10 protein-coding genes are annotated in these 21,254 nt (G+C 38.9%); 3 read left to right on the top strand and 7 right to left on the bottom strand.

Features of this window, described 5'->3' with window-relative positions; translation table 11 throughout:
• Positions 1-243: 243 nt before the first annotated feature.
• A complete protein-coding gene (locus tag PL9631_RS00375) occupies positions 244-2,853 on the bottom strand; it encodes a glycosyltransferase family 2 protein (RefSeq protein WP_156090395.1) in 2,610 nt (869 codons plus the stop codon).
• A 107-nt stretch (positions 2,854-2,960) separates the two neighbouring features.
• Between PL9631_RS00375 and PL9631_RS00370 the strand changes: the two genes are divergently transcribed.
• A complete protein-coding gene (locus PL9631_RS00370; protein ID WP_083616067.1) occupies positions 2,961-4,664 on the top strand; it encodes a glycosyltransferase family protein in 1,704 nt (567 codons plus the stop codon).
• A 99-nt stretch (positions 4,665-4,763) separates the two neighbouring features.
• On the top strand, positions 4,764-5,675 hold the full coding sequence (locus PL9631_RS00365; RefSeq protein WP_083616066.1) for a hypothetical protein: 912 nt from the start codon (positions 4,764-4,766) through the stop codon (positions 5,673-5,675).
• 138 nt (positions 5,676-5,813) lie between these two features.
• Here PL9631_RS00365 and PL9631_RS00360 read toward each other — a convergent pair whose 3' ends face one another.
• The 3 genes from PL9631_RS00360 to PL9631_RS00350 all read right to left on the bottom strand — a co-directional run bounded on the left by PL9631_RS00360 (position 5,814) and on the right by PL9631_RS00350 (position 11,167).
• Positions 5,814-7,811, bottom strand: a complete 1,998-nt coding sequence (locus tag PL9631_RS00360) for a calcium-binding protein (protein ID WP_083616065.1) — start codon at positions 7,809-7,811, stop codon at positions 5,814-5,816.
• A 373-nt stretch (positions 7,812-8,184) separates the two neighbouring features.
• Positions 8,185-9,447 (bottom strand): glycosyltransferase family 4 protein, encoded by a 1,263-nt coding sequence (locus PL9631_RS00355; RefSeq protein WP_083616064.1) that lies wholly within the window; start codon positions 9,445-9,447, stop codon positions 8,185-8,187.
• Positions 9,448-9,580: 133 nt separating this feature from the next.
• Positions 9,581-11,167: a sulfotransferase domain-containing protein gene (locus tag PL9631_RS00350; RefSeq protein WP_231516595.1), complete on the bottom strand. Its 1,587-nt coding sequence runs from the start codon at positions 11,165-11,167 to the stop codon at positions 9,581-9,583.
• Between the two features lie 229 nt (positions 11,168-11,396).
• Between PL9631_RS00350 and PL9631_RS00345 the strand changes: the two genes are divergently transcribed.
• Positions 11,397-12,104 carry a methyltransferase domain-containing protein gene (locus tag PL9631_RS00345; protein WP_231516594.1) on the top strand — a complete coding sequence of 236 codons (708 nt, stop codon included), beginning with the start codon at positions 11,397-11,399 and terminating at the stop codon, positions 12,102-12,104.
• Between the two features lie 158 nt (positions 12,105-12,262).
• Here the strand turns inward: PL9631_RS00345 and PL9631_RS00340 are convergent, their stop codons facing one another.
• The 3 genes from PL9631_RS00340 to PL9631_RS00330 all read right to left on the bottom strand — a co-directional run bounded on the left by PL9631_RS00340 (position 12,263) and on the right by PL9631_RS00330 (position 20,946).
• Complete coding sequence (locus PL9631_RS00340) at positions 12,263-18,568, bottom strand: glycosyltransferase (RefSeq protein WP_083616062.1); 6,306 nt, start codon at positions 18,566-18,568, stop codon at positions 12,263-12,265.
• A 43-nt stretch (positions 18,569-18,611) separates the two neighbouring features.
• Positions 18,612-20,033: an ABC transporter ATP-binding protein gene (locus PL9631_RS00335; RefSeq protein WP_083616061.1), complete on the bottom strand. Its 1,422-nt coding sequence runs from the start codon at positions 20,031-20,033 to the stop codon at positions 18,612-18,614.
• A 67-nt stretch (positions 20,034-20,100) separates the two neighbouring features.
• Entirely contained in the window at positions 20,101-20,946 is an 846-nt protein-coding gene (locus PL9631_RS00330; protein ID WP_083616369.1) for an ABC transporter permease, read from the bottom strand.
• Between the last annotated feature and the right edge of the window lie 308 nt (positions 20,947-21,254).

Genomic DNA, 21,254 nt, shown 5'->3' with positions numbered 1-21,254 from the left:
CAACCGACTTTCACTACCCCGTTCAAATTTACCCTTGGTAGTCGCAAATTGACTACCCTATCAAATCCACTTGTCCAAATAATAGCAGACCGTCTACCCCTTACCTGAAATTGTTGATCTCTAAATTACCTCAACTTTTGCGAAACTGCTCAAAAAAATTCCTGTATTGACTGACGCAGATCAATGGTTTCAGGTTCCAGTGTTCCGGTCTTCTGGCGTTTGCTTGCTGAAATCATGGCTTTTTTACAACTGATTGAGACTGGCTACAGACTCAGAACCCTGTCCTTTTTTAACTAAAAAGTTAAGGATTTTGTTTCTATAATCATAAATCCCCTGAAGCTCAATTTCACTGACACTATCATAATTTAGCTGAGAATATTTCAGATAACATTGGGATACATATACCCACAGATCACAGGAAGATGAATTTATATTCAAGTTTTGAGTAATATAACCTAATAAATTTTCTTGAAACCGAATATATTTTAATTGATCTTCTTGGATACCAAAAAAATCAACTTTTGCAAAAAGCCAAGTAATAAATTCAGGGAAAAAATATCTGGGGACAATCGCATTTTTGTATACAAAATCAAGTTCATAAGCTCTTTTATATAACATAATTCCCATCAAATCAGGAATTAAATCACAGGAATACAAACCTTGAGAAAGTCGTTTTTGTATGGATTCAATCCATGATTTCTCAATTTCACTTCCTTCTTGATTAACAATATTACTGGTTAATAACATTTGATAAATCGGACGAATTTCCTGGGAGTATTGAGTTTCTAAATCCCTAGAATTTAAAGTTAACCAATATTGAACTAGGGTTTGGCGAACTAATTGCAAACTCGACCTAACTCTATGATCATGATGTATTTGATATTGGTTTAGTAAATTAGTGATTAATTTTAGATAGAATTGCCAATTAAATAGGGCTTTTTGTAAAACTATCTGTTTGAAAGAGGGATGTAAAAAATCATAGCTAGAATCTTGGATTATTTTTAAATAAAGTCTTTCATAATCCTTATGATTTTCTTGTTTAACAATATTAACTTGAGTTTGTTGTCTTTTATGAATCAGGAGAGAAGATAAGGTTTGATTCACAAAAGCAATTTTATAATGACCCATAATTCTAAACCACATATCAACATCTAAAAGTTGTTGAAGTGTAGCATCAAATTCTCCTAATTCTTCAAAAACTCGTTTAGAAATTAATACCGTTGTCGGTTCTCCAATTTTATTTAATCCTCCAATTAAACAGTTAGGATCAGACAAAAGATCTTCACCTGATTGTATGGATTTTAAATCAGACCATTTTTGATGTAAGTTAATCGCCCCATTATAAGCAGATTGACACTTTAAATCAGATTTTGAATCAGGGTCAATCAAGACTTGACGGGGCGAAAAAACTAACCCTATTTCTGGATCTTGTTCTGCTAAAGTGACCATTTCTTCAATACAATTAGATTCCAACCAATCATCCTGAAAAATAAATTTTATGTATTTACCTTGAGCTTGTTGAATACAAAAATTAAGGTTTTTTACCAATCCATAGTTAGAATGAGTTATAATCCGATAGGGAATAGAACAATTATCTTGAAAAGATTCGGCAATTTTTACAGTTCTATCGGTTGACCCATCATCAGAAATAATAATTTCTAAGTTAGAATAGGTTTGATCTAAAGCACTTTTAATCGCTTTTGATAAAAAATTTTCTCCATTATAAGTCGGAATTAATATACTTACTAGCGGTTGAGATTTAGTTTCACTAGGTAGATCTAGTTTTTCTTGTAAAATTATATTATGATTTTGTACTGCTTCCAGTTGCTTTTGAGTTTGATCAAGATCTTGCTTCAATTTCCGATTACTAATTATTTGGAAAATATCATGATTTCCAGTAAGATGAATCAGATCGGTATATTTAAAGGAATATTTTTTTTCAATATATTCAGCCGATTCTGGATTATTCATCAACTGATATAAGGTAGAAATTCCAAAATATTGATGACTAGGACGATGAATATTTAAAGCTTGTTTTGCAATTAAAAATTTAAGATCATCAGGTGTAATGGGAGTTTTGATAAGTTGCTGTTGAGGAAAAATAGTATAAAAATTTTGGCTAACCTCTGGACAAAGATAATGCTCAAGCACTTGAGACATTTCCCAAGTATGTCGAATCATATTTTCCGCCGTTACACCACTAATATTGTGATCATGAAATCGAAATAAAACCAAAGGTTCGGGTAAAATATGAATTTCTGATTTCAGACATAAACGTATCCAAAAATCTAAATCATGAATTTGACGTAATCGTGGATCATATAACCCTACTTGATTATAGCATTTTTTCTTAATTAAAACACTGGTATTACATAAAGAATTATCAGAGTAAAAAAAAGAATTTAACCATTGAAAACGATTTTTATTTTTTTGAGCAAATAACTGTTGAAAGGAGGATTCTTTACCGGGGTGAAAATTACCATCTTTATCAATAATAATAGTATGGGTAAAAACCGCATCAAATTCGGGGTTTTTATCTAAAAAATTAACTTGCTTTTCAAGTTTATCCGGTAAAAAAATATTGTCAGAATCTAAAATAGTAATTAGTTCTCCCTTCGCCTGATGAATACAATGATTTGCTGCTATACTCACTCCTTGATTATGACTAAAAGAAAAATAGCGAATTCGAGGATCTTGTTTTTCTTGAATTATTTGCAATGTTTGATCCGTAGAACCATCATTAGTGATCACAATTTCAAAATCTTGATAGGTTTGATTTAAAACACTATCAATTGCTTCTGAAATGTAGGTATCTTGATTATAAGTGGGAATAATAACGCTGACTCTAGCCATAAAGTTTAAGGTGAAAATCGTCTGAAAAATTTTTAATTTAAAAATCAACTTGCCAGGGTGACCTAAAACCTGTTATTTATAACATAGCTCTAATTTTACTTAAGGTTATGAATAGAGATAGTACAGATCAGGTCAGTGATGATCATTTTAATCAGAAACCCTCGGAATTATTGAATTTTTTACCTCCTAATGCTCAAGTCCTGATAGATGTCGGTTGTCTAAACCGAAGTACAAGTTATTATTATAAACGAATTAATCCTCAAAGTTTTTATTGGGGAATTTTAATTGATTCTGAGTTAAGTTCAGAAATAACTCAGGATTTAGATCAGATTACTCTGAGTTCAATTGATCAATTAGAAACAATTCGGTTAGAACTAGAAGAAAAAACCGTAGATTGTTTAATTTATGAGCGGATTTTACCCCAAACTAGAAATCCGCTCAAGGTTCTACAATATCACATCCGATGGTTAAAAGATCAAGGTCAGGTTTTAGCTTATATTCCTAATAGTCAGTATTGGCAAAATATTATTAATTTATTACAAGGAAAATCAGAAAATGAGGTTGCAGAAAATACTGATTATCAAGGATTTACTTTAGAAAAGATTCAAAAACTATTTTGGGAAGCGGGATTATATATTTATGAAATTCAAACTCGCGGAAAAAAAGATGATCAGTTTCAAAATTTTCTGGAATTAGTAGAACCTCTTAGGAATACTTTGGGTTTAGATCCCAATCGTTTTGCGACTCAAACCGCCGCCGAATTTTATATTGTCCGTGCAATTAAATCATTACAACCTCCCCGTCGTTTGTTGATTCAAACGGCAATTATGGCTCCTACAGGGTGCGATCGCCTCCGGGTATTGGAACCCGATCAATTGAGTGCAACAATACCGGGAACGCGCACGCTTTCAGCCTCTAAATCAATTCCAAATGGTTCTATTTTACCGGAAGAAGAAAAAGTTTTTATTTGGCAAAGGACAATTCTATCCTATGATCATCACTTAGAAATATTAAGAAATTTGTTAAAACAGGATTATCTAATTATTGCTGAAATTGACGATAATCCGTTAAGAAGGAGGGAGTATGCAGACAATCGTTATCTCAGCTATCGTGGATGTCATGGTGTGCAAACTTCAACAGACCCTTTAAAGAAATTTTTACAACAATTTAATCCTCATGTTGCTATCTTTAAAAATCATTTATTGATTTTACCTCCCCCTCGAATTTATGCCAATCCAAAAGTTACTTTATTTTTTGGTGCATTAAATCGGGAACAGGATTGGCAACCTATTATGGAAACCTTAAACAGGGTTTTAATTCGTCATCAAAGTTTAGTTAAGGTTAAGGTCATTCATGATCGACGTTTTTTTGAGAATTTGGCAATATCTGATAAAGAATTTGAACCCTTTTGCAGTTATGATAGATATCATCAGATTCTGCAAACCTGTGATATTGGTTTGTTACCGTTAACCCCCACACCCGTTAATTTGATGAAATCGGATTTAAAGTTTTTAGAATGTGCGGGTCATGGGGTTGCGGTTTTAGCTAGTCCAACGGTCTATGAACAATCGGTAATTCATGAAGAAACAGGTTTAATTTATCGAAATATTCAACAGTTTGAAATGTATTTGAATGAATTAATTATTAATAACACTCTGAGGCAAAAAATTGCTAATAATGCCTATCTTTGGGTAAAAAGTAATCGTTTACTATGCCAACATTATCAACAGCGACGAGAATGGTATTTAAAAATGCGAGATAATTTACCCAGTTTAAATCAAGAATTGCGTCAACGAGTTCCAGAATTATGATCACGGATTGCACGAATTATATTGCCATTGCCTTTAATTTCTTCTAATTTGTGCTACAGAATATTAAACAATTAATGTTAAAAGGTTCAGTTATAAATTATGCGTATTTTATTTACGATTCCTCACTTTTTTAACCCGGATGGAGATGGGAAGCACGCCTCTTTAGGTAAAGATCCACGCCCTAGAATTAGTGCTCTAATCTTTGCTTTAACTGCTTTGCGGGAACTGTATAGTCAGTCCCAGTGCATGATTGATATTGCTCAATGTCAGACAATTCCTGTGAATCAGGAACACAATTATCAAGTTGATATTGTGATTTGCACCACTCAAGATTATCATTTACTGGCACAAATTCCCTTGCCTTCATGGTTTTGTAAACATTATCCTACCCAGGTAGAACCGATGTTATTGGGATTTCAATGTCATCAAGTTTTGCGAGAATATTTGGGTCAATATGATTATTATTGTTATTTAGAAGATGATTTGATTTTGCGTGATCCTTGGTTATTTACGAAGTTAAATTGGTTTAATCGTCACGCCGGAAATAGTTGTCTATTGCAACCCAACCGTTATGAAGTTTCTCCCCATAGCAAAGCAATTAAAGCCTATATTGATGGAGATCTTTTACCCCATATCACAGCTAATTTTCAAAATATTCAAGATCAACCCCAATTTATTGGGAAAGTGATGGAACAGGCGGTTTCATTTAAACGCCCTTTAAATCCCCATTCCGGTTGTTTCTTTTTGAATGCTGAACAGATGGAATATTGGGCAAAGCAACCTTATTTTTTAGATCGAGATTGTGGTTTTATTGGGCCATTAGAAAGTGCCGCAACTTTAGGAATTATGAAAACATTTAAAATTTATAAACCTACGGCTTCCCATGCTAATTTTTTAGAAATTCAGCATTTTGGTTCGGGTTTTATTAATTTGATTGGGCGACAAGTTAAGTATGGGAGGGAACAGGGAACAGGGAACAGGGAACAGGAAGAAACGGATTTCAATGTATAGGTCATTAGTCTTTGTTTCTTAGTGCGTAGTGCTATAGAAAAAAAGACCGAGAAATGATTTCCCGGTCTTTTTGTTATATTTGAACCTATTGAAATCCCAAAAAAGGAGAAATATTTCTCCTCCTGGTGTTAACTCAACCTAGAGAACGATCACAATATCAGTTCGGGTTAGAGTTGGAATTGTATTGTCGGGTCGTGCCATGAATGCAACGATATCGGCTGGGTTAGAGCCACCACCATCGGAGTCATACCATAAGACTCCACTAGCTTTCTCGTACACTAATACAGGGCCAACAGTCGTTGGTGCTTGAGTATTTGCACCACCGCCATTGTAACTGTTCTTATCGAGAACAATAAATTGCTCGAAGGAAATTTCAGTAGTTGGGACGCCTGGACGCAATTCAAAGGCAAAGCCCCCAGGCCCACGGGAGAAGAATAGTTTATCTTCACCTGGGTTGAAGTCAGTAATGATGTCAGCAACAGTACCGCTAAGATCGGATTTGAACTGATACAGGAAGACATCAGAACCTTCACCGCCGACTAATGTATCTCGTTCAGTACCACCTTGCAGGGTATCGTTACCCGCTTCACCGAACAGGACATCACTGCCTGAACCGCCAAACAGATAGTCATTACCACCACCCGCAACTAGGGTGTCATCTCCGAAACCAACGGCTAGTCCGGCAGGAGTCGCCACACTACCCCCTTGCAGGAAGTCAGTGCCACTACCTGTAACGATGCTGTCGTTGCCATCACTACCGGAAATGGTGTTGTTGCCGAGGGTATCGAATAAGACAAAGCTGACTCCGGTAGCTCCAGCAGCCAAACCACCCACGAAGGAAATCTTGTCGTTCCCTTCGACGGAACCTTCACCCAAGAGGCTATCGTTGGTTGTGGTAAAGACAATCGTGTCATCACCAAGACCACCATTATAAAGGTTAGCAACTGACCCGAAAGCACCGTGGAGATAGTCGTTACCAGCACCACCGGATAGGGTAACAGTAGGTACTCTATCGGTTACTCCGGGAAGTTGTAATGTCCAGTCTCCTCCATAGAGGGTATCATTTCCATCCCCGCCCTCTAAGAGAGAGAATTTTCCACTGAGGCTGTCATTCCCAGCATCACCATAGAGGTAATCGGTGCTGAAGGCAGCGAGTAAGGTATCATTACCACCACCACCATACAGGGTGTTTTCACCTGTAAAGCCGGGTTGAGTGGTGCTACCTTGAATGGTTAGAACATTGGGATTGGCTGTGACGATCAAGTCATTGCCTTCACCACCATACAGGGCGTCTTGAAGCGCAAAGCCTCGAATTGTATCGTTGCCATCTCCACCCTCAAAGTAGTTCTGGCCTTCTCCAAAGCGACCTACACCACCGTAGAGAGAATCATCACCGGCTCCACCCAGTAGGGTCGTTTGGCTTACGCCAACAGTAGCCAAACTCGTTGAGAATTGTTGGGTTGAGAGAGGGTTTTGGATTCTTACGGTGTCATTCCCACTACCACCATCTAGGAAGTTCAGACTACCTACACCAGTGATGGAGTCGTTATCGTCACCCCCAAGCAGGGTATCTCCATTGTTAATCCCAACAATACTATCTCTGCCTTTATCCCCAGAGACATAGTTGTTCCCTTGGTTCAGGCCACCGACGGCTCCACTCACCGCAACTCCCGTGAGGTTACTTTGACCGTTGGTACCCACAAATCCTAGGAGGTCATCCGATGCACCTCCATAGAGGAAATCTCCACCCTGAATACCGCCAAGCAGGGTATCTTCTTCCTTGTTGCCAAAGAGGTAGTTATTAGCAGACTGACCTATAAGAAAATCTCGGTCTACCCCGCCATATAAGCTGGCGGTTAAATCTGCCGAGAGGGTGTCCCGACCTTGATTACCGAGCAGAAGGGTGCGAAGCTGTTGAGACCGAATGGAATCATTGCCTGCGTTACCGATAATTGTGTCGCCGGGGCCTCGCGATTGCAGAATGTCATTATCAGTGCCACCGTCGATCAGACTTCCACCCAGGGTAGAAGAAAAGATCGTGTCATTTCCTCCTTCACCCAGAATAGTGTCGGGTTTAGGGGCGAAGCCCACATCCTGATCGTAAAATTGTGGCCCTACGCCTAAAGCTGTTACCATTTGATTTCACTCCTCTGCAATAATGTCATTAGCTCTGTTGGGATGACAGACACTGCTTAAAACACCATAACTTGTTCGGCAGTAGTTTAACCTGTTTATCTCCAGCAAGTCTAGTCCTTTGTGATCATTCTTGTCTACTTGATAGATATGGCGGTTTCGATGGCTGGATTTTATTATCAATTATTTATTGAAAATTTTCATCCTTAATTTGTCTTGGAGCCATCACTCTTAACTCATAAAAGGCACTTTATCTTAACTTGCTTACCTCCGTCAGACGGGTTTATAGACAACAATGTTCCTCATTAACCCGACCTTATCTTCTAATCAGAATATCTTCTCTATAGACGAACGGAACTCCGATCAAGTTCCCGTTCTATCGCAAAACCATCCCCGACTCAACCCGGCCAACGGTGGCGGGCAGAGAACGATTAGCGACTTGGGTAATCAGTTGCAGATGTTTTGATAGAAGTTTGCTCAGATCATAACGTTCTAACGCCGTTTCCCGCGCTTTAACTCGCAACTGAGCCATCCGATCAGGATGATCCAAGACTTCATCGACTCGATCCGCAATCTGTTTAGGAGAGAAAAAATCCACCAGTAAGCCGTTTACCCCATCTTGAATCACTTCCCGCACGGGAGCGGTATCGGAACCCAGGACTAAACAACCGGTTGACATGGATTCAATCATTGACCAGGATAGAACAAAAGGCCGGGTTAAATAAATATGAACATCTGAAGCCTGAATCACTTGCAGATATTGGCCGTAGGCCAGGGGCCCAACGAAATGAATGCGCGAAAGATCCAAGGGGACTTTCTTGAGCATATAGTCCTTATAGCTCATGCCGTTGGGTAAAGGTTTACCATAACAAACTCGTTCCGATCCCACAACTACAACATGGCATTTGGGTCTACGTTCCTGAATATAGGCCACGGCTTCTATGAATTCAGGAAAGCCCCGATAGGGTTCCATTCCCCGCCCCACATAAGTTACCAGTTCCTCTACACCGGATAAATCCAAGTTGGGTAAAACTAATTTAGCCCCGGGATTCGGTTTAAAATAGCTGGTATCTACTCCGTCGTGTAGGACAGAAATTTTTTCTCGGAGTTCCGGGGGAAATTGGGATTGTTGCCAATGGGTGGGTGAAAGTCCCCAATCACAGGAATATAAATCAATTAAAATTGGGGTATTTTTCACCCGAATTCGGGCTTTATCATCGATGCTTAGGGGATCGGCCGGATCGAAGTCAGCATCGGAACCTTCGGCATGATAGAACCACTCGAAATAACATAATAATGGGATATTAGGAAAGGCTTCTTTGACAAATAAAGTGGGCCCCCAGCCGGAATGACCGCAAATTACATCGGGGACAAAACCTTTGGCTTTGAGTTGTTCGGCCATTCTAAAGACCGCTTGTCCCTGTAATACTGCACTTTCTAAACCCCTAACATATTGATGGGTGTCTGCACTCGCTTCTCGACTGGGACTAAACAGGGCTTTTTCAACTCCGGGAATACTCCACTCGGGACGTTCGTTTTTTGTGCCAAATACAATTTGATTATTGGGATCTGCACCTAATGTGCTAATAATATGGCGATATTGGGCTGGAAAGTTAGGGTGTAAAAATAATGCTTTCATGGGAAAACGAAGGGAACAGGGAATAGGGAACAGGGAACAGGGAATGTTACCTCTTAAACTGATAACTGGTAACTGATAACTCTTAAACTGATGACTGATGACTGATCACTGATAACTGATGACTGATGACTGATCACTGATAACTGATAACTTCGGGTGCTTCACAAATCCAAACACAGTCTCTAGGTACAGATTCATTATCTTTTCGGATAATTTTATAGTTAAGATGGGTTAAAAATTTTTCCATAATGGTATCAGTCATCAAGGAAAAAGCCGTTCCATGTCGGTTTCCTAATAGGTTTTTATCCCAATCCTGTAAGAATTTTTGCCAGCCCAATTCACTTAATAGATTGGTATGATGAAAAATACAGAGGCGATCGCCTTTTAATAAAGCGGGGATTCTAGTTAAATAGTTGAAAATATCTCGAGGTTCAATATGTACTAAGGTGTCATAACAAAAACAAACATCTAAAGATTGGGGCGCAATTTCATCTAAGGTTAAACCATCTAATTTAACATATCTAACCCGTTCATCTCCCAAACGTTTGTTGGTGGCATTTAGGAGTTCTTTGGAAATATCGGCACAGACCAAGCGATCACAATATTTCAGCAGCAAAGCGGCCGTTTTTCCTCCGCCCACACCAATTTCTAAAACCTGATGGTGGTTCTGAATATAAGGAGCAATAAATTGGTTCTCAATTAGGGCTTCATATTCTGCCAAGGAAGTCGCCGCACCCGCAGCAAACCCAATCCATTCATCTCCTCTATAAACTTCGTCAGATCTGACACTTTGCCAATTTTTAGCATAATCATCCCAGGCGGATTCATAATCAACTTTTTTCATGATTTTAACCGAATTTAAGATAGATTGAGAACGGGTATTTTCCGAAAAATTTAGTAATTCAGGAGTGGATTGAGAAGGATGATCAGGGATTCCCCAACTCCAATCTTGACCTAAAAATTGCGTCAAATTTTGATTGTAAGGCTGAAAATAGGTTTCTAACTGCTGACGAATAATGGGGTTAACATTGGGATAATTATTGGCATTATATTGATCATAACTCAATAATTGATAATCGGGTAGTCCTAAAAAATTAAAAACTTTATTTACTACTTTTTCGGAATCCCAATATAAATCTTCACTCTTGAGAATCAAGAATTGTTCTCGGGGGAAGAACTGCATCCATCTTTGCAGTTGATCGATATAAATTCCCCTAGAAAGGTAGGAATAATGTTGATGGTTAAAACTAAAATAAGTGGGATCTGCACCTATTTTTTCTGATTCTCCTTCTAGCCGTTCAGGTTCTTGGGCGATCGCATCTTCTAAAGATAGAGATTCATGCCCCAGTTTTACCTCCCAATAATAATGGGAAATCGCCCGATCTACGGGATTTCTCAATAATACAATAAACCGAGTATCAGGAAAAGATTCATACACTCGTTGTGGCACTAAGGGATGAAATAAATAATAGGGAGAACCTTCTCCTGTAATCAAGTGCTTTCCGTCAGCTTCCGGGGAAAATTGGGATTGATACCATTCTAAACCTTGCTGATAATTGAGAGTGAAAAAATGAATTTCCTTTTGGGTTGCGGCTACAATTTGAGGGTGTTGACATAGATACTGATAGAGGGAATTAGTTCCTCCCTTTTGTACCCCAAGAATGATAAACTGGGGCGCGGTGATCGGTTTTGAATCGATTGTCCTTGCTAGTTGAATCAACGGTGATAGGCCTCCAGATTGAGAGTTGAATCATCAACGGTTATGATTTTCTATCGGTTCAATTTTCCGCCCGCGCAAATCAAAATCACTGCGCCGGGAGAAACTGAACACAATGGAATAAATTTTCAACTCAATTTAGGATTATACTCTAAAGGGTTAACTATTTCGGTTATCAATTGACTGAAAATCGAATGTAAATTAAGAATTAACTGCTGAGGACATTGGAATTATGACACTCACGGCTGATGCTGAAACACTTTCTCCAATTTATACATTTCGCCGTTTTTTTGCTAACCGATATTTACAGGGAAATGGCATTGAAGTCGGGGCATTAAATCATCCTCTGGAAGTTCCTACATCCGCTCAGGTTAAATATGTGGATCGGATGAGCGTTCCTGATTTAAAAAAACATTATCCTAATTTAGCAGATGTTGATTTAGTTCCTGTCGATATTATCGATAATGGTGAATTTCTCGGGACAATTGAGAATGAAACCCAGGATTTTGTGATTGCAAATCATTTTATTGAACATTGCCAAAACCCGATCCTAACGATTGAAAATTTATTACGGGTGATTAAAAAAGACGGAATTTTATATTTAGCGGTTCCTGAAAAACGAACTTGTTTTGATCGCGATCGCCCAGTCACTTCTATTGAACATTTATTAAAGGATTATCAACAGGGCGCCGAATGGTCTCGACAAAATCATTATGAAGAATGGATCGAATTAGTAGAAAAAGAAACAGATGAAACTAAAGCAAAATGGATGGTTAAAGAATTAATGAGACGGGATTTTAGTATCCATTTTCATGTCTGGACATCTGCGGATTTTGTGGATTTTCTCCTGACCTTAAAACACCAACTCTGCTTCCCTTTGATTTTAGAAAAGATTTTTGATAATGGCAATGAACTGATCACTATTATCAGAAAAGTATAGTAGGGAACAGGGAACAGGGAATGGGTAATGGGTAATGGGTAATTGGTAATTGGTAATTGGTAATTGGTAATAACTGGTGACTGGTACGGGCGGGTTCTTTTAGATGTTTGTTAATGACCTCAATCTTGATGAACCCGCCCCTACAAATGATCACTGATTTAAAAGCGTTTGGGACGCAATACACACAAACAGAAATCCGATTCTAACCCTCCGGGAATTTCCATTAATATTTGTTCAAATTCCAACAACAGTTTAATTAAGGTTTCGCCTTTGGGATCACCGGGTAAAAACTGATTATGATCTAATAAAGGATACAGAGGATGAAGAATTGCGCCCCCAAACGGATTAAAAAGTTCGATATCAAAATAATACTCAATAAAGGGTAAAATCAGTTGAGAACGAACCGCTTCTGAGGGGTCAGTGGCAAAAACTTGATGGATGCTGGGGTTAATAAATTTATTTTCCATAATCCCAGAACGAATTAATTTATGGAAACATTGGTATAGGCGATTAATCAGTTCTACCTGGCGTTTATTGTAAATGCAATAATTAGCCCCAACATATTCATTAATAATAAAATAGCCCTGGGGATGTAACGCCTTATGAACCATTTCTAAAAATCGTTCCAGTTCCCGAACATGATGCAGAGAACCTGAACAAAATGCCACATCATATTTAACCTCTGGATTTAGGTTAAAGGTATTAAAATCTTCCTGATAAAAATTAACCTTAACTCCAGCTTTTTCCGCGTCTTTTCTGGCAATTTCTAAGGAAGATTCCGAAAAATCAAAGGCATCAATATGGTGAGCAAATCCCAATTCTGCCATCAAAATTTCATGGTTTCCAATACCACATCCCAAGGAAATCAGATGATTAAAGTTTTGACCTGCAAAATAATCTTGAATTAACCACCGCAACCAATATTTTTTAGTTTGACCTCCAGACATTCGTTGATGGATAGTATCCGCAATAATTGGATTAGAAACCCATTGACTGGCGGCGGCGTTAGGATTGGTTTCCCAATAATTCTTGGCTTGAGGTTCGGCAATTTCCGGCTCGGGATGATTGATTTCGACGGCGGAAATCGTAACCGCAGAAGGGGCGGTAATCTGAATCTCTAAGGGTTGGGATTGAGGATTAGAGAAGTTATTAGAGGCGGGATAGGGATTAATAAAATAGGCTTCTTGGAAGATTTCTAAATAACTTTGAGTCATTTCTTCAAAGGTATTGAGAGACTCCAAAACATACTGGGAATTTTGAGCAAATTCCTGTCTTAAATCCGGGTTTTCTAGCAATGATGTTAGACATTTTGCTAATTCTTCGGCTTGGTGGGGCGTGTAAAATAAACCATTAATTTCAGGACGCACCTGTTCAGGAATTCCAAATACCGGAGTAGTGATAATCGGTAGGTTATATCCCATGGCTTCCATAATTACTCTAGGATAACTTTCAATCCGAGAAGTACAGACGAAAATATCCGCAGCTAGGAAATATTGGGCGGTTTCTGGGGTTTCTGGAACTAGGGTTAATCGCTGTTTTAAAGCATCGGGAAGTTGGGCTTTTAGTTGAGCTAATTCGGTGCTATAAATACTGGGGCGATCGCCAACAATAAAACAACGAATTTTGTGATGATATTCCGTTGATAATAGGGGTAACGCTTCGAGTAAATCCTTTTGTCCTTTGCGTTCACAAACCGTTCCTAGTAACAGAATCACAATTTCATCTTCTGCTATTGATAAGGCGGTTCTGGCTTCAATTCGAGTTAGCTGTTCTGATGTTTTTAGTAACCTTTGAATATCTAAACCATTATGAATCACTGTAAAGTTATGATGACTATTTAAAGAGTGATAAAGATGGCGGGTTGCATCGGCAACAAAAATCACCCGATAGGGAAACTGAAAACACTCTAAAGCCCGGGCGGCAATTTCCGATCCCAATCCATTAAAATAGGTTTGCCAAGCCTGACTTTCATGGATATTCCACACACAAGGAATTGATTTTTGTTTAGCACAATCGACTATAAAAAAGGTTTCTAAAGTGTTAGCATAAACCAGATCAAATTGTTCTATTTGCAGTTCATTGGCTAAGTTTTCCAGGGCAGTATTATAGGCTTCTTGTTGATAAACATTAGCCAGGGGATGTTCCCTGACAATTACCCTAATTCCTTGCTGTTCATAGGCATAGCGTAACGGCCCATCATCAACACAGAAAATTGTTGGTTCTAGTTTGCCTTCTGCGGCTAACTTAACAGCAATTTCAAATTGATGCAGTGGCGCGCCCGTATATTCTAAGGCATTACTGCACATTAAAACTTTAGGAATGGGGGCAAAATTAACCGTTGATTTCAATTGATAGCGTCGAGGTTGAATTTGAAACCATTCATTATCTAAGGATAAATGAGGGTTATAAAAAGGATCAATTTTATTAGCATATTGGCGACGGAATTTTGCCACTTCTTTCGGGTCATCTTTATAGCCCCGACTGGTTCCTTCTCGGTGAATTAATTCCGCTTCGGGGCAATAAACCGATTGATAACCCTGTTCAAATAATCGATATCCATAATCCACATCATTGTAAGCAACGGCAAAATCAACTGAATTAAATCCCCCTAAATCTAAAAACAATTGTCGGGGTGTTAATAAACAAGCCGCCGTCACCGCCGAATAATTTCTTACGACTTTAGAATAGGCTAAATAACCGAAATCTTGACGATGGGTTAACTTAAAGGCATGACCCGCTAAACCATGATGGAGTCCATGCAGTATTCCAGCGTGTTGAATCCGGTCATCGGGATAAATTAACCGCGCCCCCACAGCCCCTACGCCTCGGATGCGAGCATAACCTATCATCTGAGTTAACCAATGGGAATTGATCACTTCTGTGTCATTATTCAGGAATAATACATAATCTGTATTCACCTGTTCCACCGCCCGATTATTAATCGCAGCAAAGTTGAATTTTCCTTGATTAGCTATTTTTAAAACGGATATTTTTTCTGTGTCGCCGATTTTCTTAAAATACTCTAGGGTTTTGGGGTCATCGCTTTCGTTATCAATAATTACAACCTGATAATTTTGATAGGTTGTTTTTTGAATTGATTCTACACAAGCCTGGAGTAATTTAAGTTGATTTTTAGTCGGAATAATAATCGTTACCGACGGCCCTTGGTCGGGGAATTGATGATAAAAAATTCCTAGATTCAGTTCACTGGCCCAATTCGGCTGATAAACTTTTCCTGAACTTTGAAGACGGGTTAAGGCTTCTTGAATTGCGTGTTTTCCAGCATCAAAACTTGCGGGTTTTGCCGCTCCAGAAACGGCCGTTGAACCGGGAGCGGTGCGCCAGTGATATAAAACTAAAGGAAGATGACCAATCTGGCGAGAAATTTCCGTTGCTCGTAGGGCAAAATCATAATCCTGTGACCCTTCAAATCCAATTCTAAATCCGCCTAATTTCTCAAAAATTCCTCGTCTAACTACTAATAAATGCCCCATATACATATAGGAAAGTAAGAGTTGGGGCGACCAATCGGGCTTAAATTGGGGCGCAAATCGTTTGCCTTCGGGGTCAATTTTATCGTCGTCGGAATAGAGAAAATCAGTTTCGGGATATTGAATTAAATATAATGCCATTTCCCCTAAAGCATCGGGGGTTAATTCGTCATCATTATCTAAAAAGGCAATAAATTCTCCGGTTGCTTGACTCGCTGCACTATTGGTAGCCGCGCTAATATTGCCATTTTCGGGGCGGAAATAGACTTTAATTCGAGCATCTTTGGCGGCATATTGATTTAATAATTCTATGACTTGGCTATCGCTACTACAATCATCCGCAATACAGAGTTCCCAATTATCATAAACTTGATTAACAACACTTTGAATCGCTTTTTCTAAAAATTCAATCGGGGGGTTATAAACGGGCATAACCACGGAAATTTTAGGCAATATTTCTGGCGAATAAACTGTTAATCGAGTTCTTAAAGATTCTAAACTGCGTTCCGTCCATTGATTGGCGGCTAACCAAGCCTGATAGGGTTCAATTGGTTGCAATAATTCAAAGCCTTGCGGGGGTAAAAAATCTCCCTGGGGAACGGTTGTTTGCCGATACATTAGGCTCATTTGCCGCAGAATTGCGGGAATTTCCCAAGGCATTGGTAAAAGACGCCCTAAACGTTGTTTTCGTTCTGCTATTCGTTTTTGAATAGCTGCTGTATAGCGGGAAACTTGTTTGACTTTGGCAGTGCTTTTTTCTAATAATCCATAACGATAAATTTGGAGAGTTTGAGGACAGTTATAAATCAGAATTTCGCCATTTTCTAAATGCGCTTCTAAACGAATTTCCCAAGTTCCTGGGGGTAAATCAATTAATGCTTCAAATCCACTTTCGGCGCTTCCTATCCACTTAGGAAAAACCTGCCCTACATCCACACGACGTAACCCATAGGCGCAAATAACCCATTGATTGCCATAGATTAATTTTAATTGTGTAATTCGCTGACTGGGATGGCAACACCACCCGGCAAATAGGATTTGTCCCTGTCGTTGTTCCCACTGTGAGGGCACATCAAAGGACGCTCTCAAACTAGAAACCGTTAAGGGATAACGGGCAAATACCGTCCATTTTCCGTTACTATCTTGGGCTTCTAATTCTACTAAGGAATTGCCTTGGGGAACGCGAATTTGAAGATAGAATCCTGATGATTTTGCTTGGGAATAGGCCGAATGAATCTCCGCCACATCTTGACGTTCAATGCCATATTCTCCGGTAAAAATATCCGTTCCTATTCTGGCTCTTACCGCTTTTAGTTCTTGATTTCCCGTATAAAAACACCAACCGGAAATATTCAAAAATTTTTCAGTAAAGCCAATTAATTCCCAATTCAGGGGAAAATCCAGGGAGTAAATAAATCGACGGCGGAATTGTTTTAACCGTCGTTTAGCCCCTAGCCATTTGCTTCGCAGTTTCCAAAATTTAGAAGACCGCATGGCGATAATTTCCTGTTGGGCTTTACCCAATTCATCTTCTAACCTGAATATTTTATTTAAGGCTTGTTCAAATTGAGATTCTGCTCCGAATAATTTGAGTTGTGTGCGACCTAATTCGTCTTCTAAGGTTAAAAGTTTAGTCAGTCCATCTTGATATTGAACGCTAACAACTTGTAGTTTAAATTCCGTTTTTTCTAGGGCGGTTTCTGATTCCAAACATCGAGCTAATATTTCTTGATATTTGGCATCTAAGGCTCTATATTTAGTCTCGATATCCTGATATTGGGCATTTATATTTTGATAGTTCCCTTGGGTTTGACCTAATTCTATTTCTGTGGTAACAAGTTTATCTACCGCTTGTTCAAATTGGGTTTTAAACCCTTCTAATTCTCCTTGAGTTTTGCCTAATTCTTCTTCGGTAGAGATTAACTTAGTTAGGGCTTCCTCGGCTTTAACTTCTACACCACTGAGTTTTAATTGAGTTTCACCTAGGAGATTTTCGGTTTTAATTAAACGTTCAACGGCATCTTGAAAGCGTTCTTGCCATTCTTGAATATCCGTTTGTAAAATATCTCTATCTTTGAGTAAAATATCTAAATCTTTTGCTAGAACAGACTGATTTTTTTCTAGTTTTCTGAGTTTCGCCCAATCTTCAAAAACCCAATCGGTGGATAAAGGTTGATTTAAACTCTCTAATTCTGATGCCGTTAAATTGCTATTTAAGGGGTAAGCTGTGGCTTCTAAAGTTTGATAGAGTTCAATGGCTTCAGGGAAATAGGCTTTAATAAACAGGGGTTTGGGAGTGGCTAAAATCCGATTAACTAATAGAGATGGTTCAAATTGATTGGGAAATTCATCCTGTAAATCAAGATTAAATTTATGATTAATTTGTTTAATAAAATCAGCCGTTTGATTACCAATCGTATAAACATTTGCTAACAAACAATTGTCAGGATATTGATGATAAAAGTCTAAAACTTTGCGGTTATAATTGCTCCACATTTGGATAGCAATTTCGGGATGGTCTAGTAAGGTAGCATCCGTCGCCCGACGATACAAAGAGTCAATAACTTCCCAGGGAGAACGATAGACAAAAATAAACTTAGCCTGGGGTAATAATTGATGCCAAAATTCTAAAAATAAAGTAGTTCTAGGATCTTTCCATCCCCAAGCTGAAGACGAATCTTGATTAATTTCAATTAGTTTTTTAGCGGTTTCTATCTCCTGTTCCGTGAGGGAAATTTCCCCTGAGAATAAACACCCCAGTTCATCAATATTATGGCTCTTAAAAATAGATTTGTGAAACTCTACAAAATCAACATTTTCAAAATGACCTTTAATATTGCCATAGTCTGCACCGACTAACTGTTTACCAATATTAACCCCTAGATTTTGCAGCAGGGAAGCGGTTAAGGAGGTTCCCGAGCGGTGCATTCCGGCAATGATAATAATGGGAGAGGGGGTATTCGTTGTATCCATCATGTTCTTAGGGTTTTATTTCAGCTTGAATCAACAACAATATTTAAAGACATTCTAGTTCAGATGCCTTCTGAACTAAACCGGACTTGATTTTTAAACTGGGTTCAATTAACAAGTCCACCACCCCGGTACTACAAGAATCTTCATAGGGTTGAACTCGGAACATCCCGACATCAATACAGCGATCTAAATAGGTAAATTCACCCTCTACAATACCAGAAACTCCCGCATTCAGGAAATAAACATCCGGTGATAATTGACATTCAAACTTAAATTTGATCGTCATTGTTGTTCCGGGTTCAATCTGTTTGATTGATTGAGAAGTGGCTAAAAAGGAAGCTCCAGCTAGTTCAAATCCACTTACGGTTTTAATTAACATTCCAAAACGAACATGGGAGGCTAGTTTATCAAATTTCACAGAATAGGTGTAAATATAACTATTTCGAGCTACTAAATGATTAACCATTTCCCCCCCTAAAGTGGTAATATGGGGTTCTAAAATTTCGGCGCCCCGGGAAGGATATTTAATCGGATGATCAGGAATTAATTTAGGATCAAAATAATCTTTATAATGTCCATTGTTTGATTTAAAAGTAGGTAAAACCGATGGAGATGCAGGATTTTCTGGATGAAAATTATTTGGTTTGGACGCTTCTAAAGGCTGTTCGGAAGGCTGGGAAGATTTATGGTTTAAATGTTGAATTTCCTCTCGAATCATGATCATTTGATCGGCATCAGCATAGATCATTTTTTGATATTTGGAAATGATCATTTTTGGAGTATGTTCGAGTAATAATTCTCCCCGATCCATTAACACCGCCGAGTCACAAAGTTGAATAATTGAAGGAGCGGAATGGGAAACAAATAAAATTGTACCCCCCCGATCTTTAATTTCATGAATTCGACTAAAACACTTGCGTTGAAAGGCCTCATCCCCGACGGATAGGGCTTCATCCACAATTAAAATATCAGGATCAACACTGGTGGCTACCGCAAACCCTAAACGCACATACATCCCACTGGAATAGGTTTTAACAGGTTGATCAATAAAATCTCCAATATCCGCAAAAGCCGCAATATCATCAAATTTGGCTTCAATTTCCTGGGTTTTTAATCCCAACAATTGACCATTAAAAAATACATTTTGTCGCCCGGTAAATTCAGGATTAAATCCACTCCCCAGTTCTAATAGGGCGGAAACTCGGCCATTAACTTCCACATTTCCTTGGGTGGGGGTTAAAGTTCCGACAATAATTTGTAATAGGGTGCTTTTTCCCGAACCATTACGACCCACAACCCCTAGGGTTTGGCCTTTCCAAACTTGTAAATTAACATCTTGCAATGCCCAAAAATTATGAGCCAGACTTTTTCCCGGCACAAAAATCTCCTTCAATCGATCTACCGGATGGCGATAACGTTTGAAGCATTTAGAGACATGATTAACGGATATAGCTATTTCGGTCATTCGATGTTGATTTCGGTGGTTTATCAGTGATCAGTTGGTGTGTGGGTTGTGTGAGGAACTGTCACCGTCATAAAACGTCAGCAAAGGCTGGACGCAACCGCCTATAAACCCATAGGCCTGCATAAAACAGAACTAGGGCAACAATTGAGGACAGGGCTAATTCTCCCCAATGTCTCATTTCCCCGACTAAAATTAAGTCTCGATAGGATTCTGAAATTCCGGTAATCGGATTGCACCAAACAATCCAAAATTGCCAGGATTCAGGAACTTTAGCCACGGGATATAAAATCGGCGTTACATAAAACCAAAGGTTCAAAATTACGCCTAAACTCTGGGGAATATCCCGCAAGAATACGGTTAGTCCGGCCGTTAAATAGCCTAACCCAGCTGTTAATAAAAGTTGGGGTATCCAGACTAAGGGTAGTAACCAAATGGTGGGGTGCATAACTTGAGTGGACAGGGCAACCAACCCAATCAGGGCGACTAAACCAAAGGTGCTTTCAATAAAGGCTGAGAAAATCGGCACCAGGGGCAGGAGTCCCAGGGGAAAAACCACCTTTTTGACTAAGTTCGTCTGTCCGACGACGGAACTGGCGGCTTGAATTAATCCATTTGTGAAGGCAAACCAAGGAATTAAACCCGCAAATAGCCACAGGCCAAAGGCTAATTCGTTATCGGGAAAACCTTCAAGATCGAGTTTGACCTTGAGAACAATGGAAAAAACATAGGTATAAATCAGCAATTGGGACAACTGATTCAACAGTGGCCAGAGGTTGCCGAGAATAGAACCTTTGTATCGTGCCTCTAAATCCCTTCTAACTAACGTACTGAGCAGATTGAATTTGAGAGAGAGTTGGCTATCGCCAAGTAACCAGCGACTCCCACGCCCCGAATACCGCACAATACCTTTTATTGACCTCAGCAATTTTTTCGTCCTCGTTCACTACACACACCATGATTTAAAACTCACCACCGGATACGGAAGAGCCAGTAGACCTCAATTAGAGGCAACAGGATCATCGGATATCCCGGTTAGTGGATTTTTACTCCCAGATCTTGATCTTAGTCAATCAGTGTGCCACATAAAGTGTCCAGAAAGCTAGTCCCATCCCTCACTTTCGCCAGGGAACAGGGAATAGGTAATGGGTAATGGGTAATGGGTAATGGGTAATGGGTAATGGGTAATTACGAATTAAGAATGGGTAATAGCAAAAGTTTACC

This window comes from Planktothrix paucivesiculata PCC 9631 (genome assembly GCF_900009265.2).
GTDB lineage: Bacteria > Cyanobacteriota > Cyanobacteriia > Cyanobacteriales > Microcoleaceae > Planktothrix > Planktothrix paucivesiculata.
This window is presented reverse-complemented; position numbering and strand designations above follow the sequence as displayed.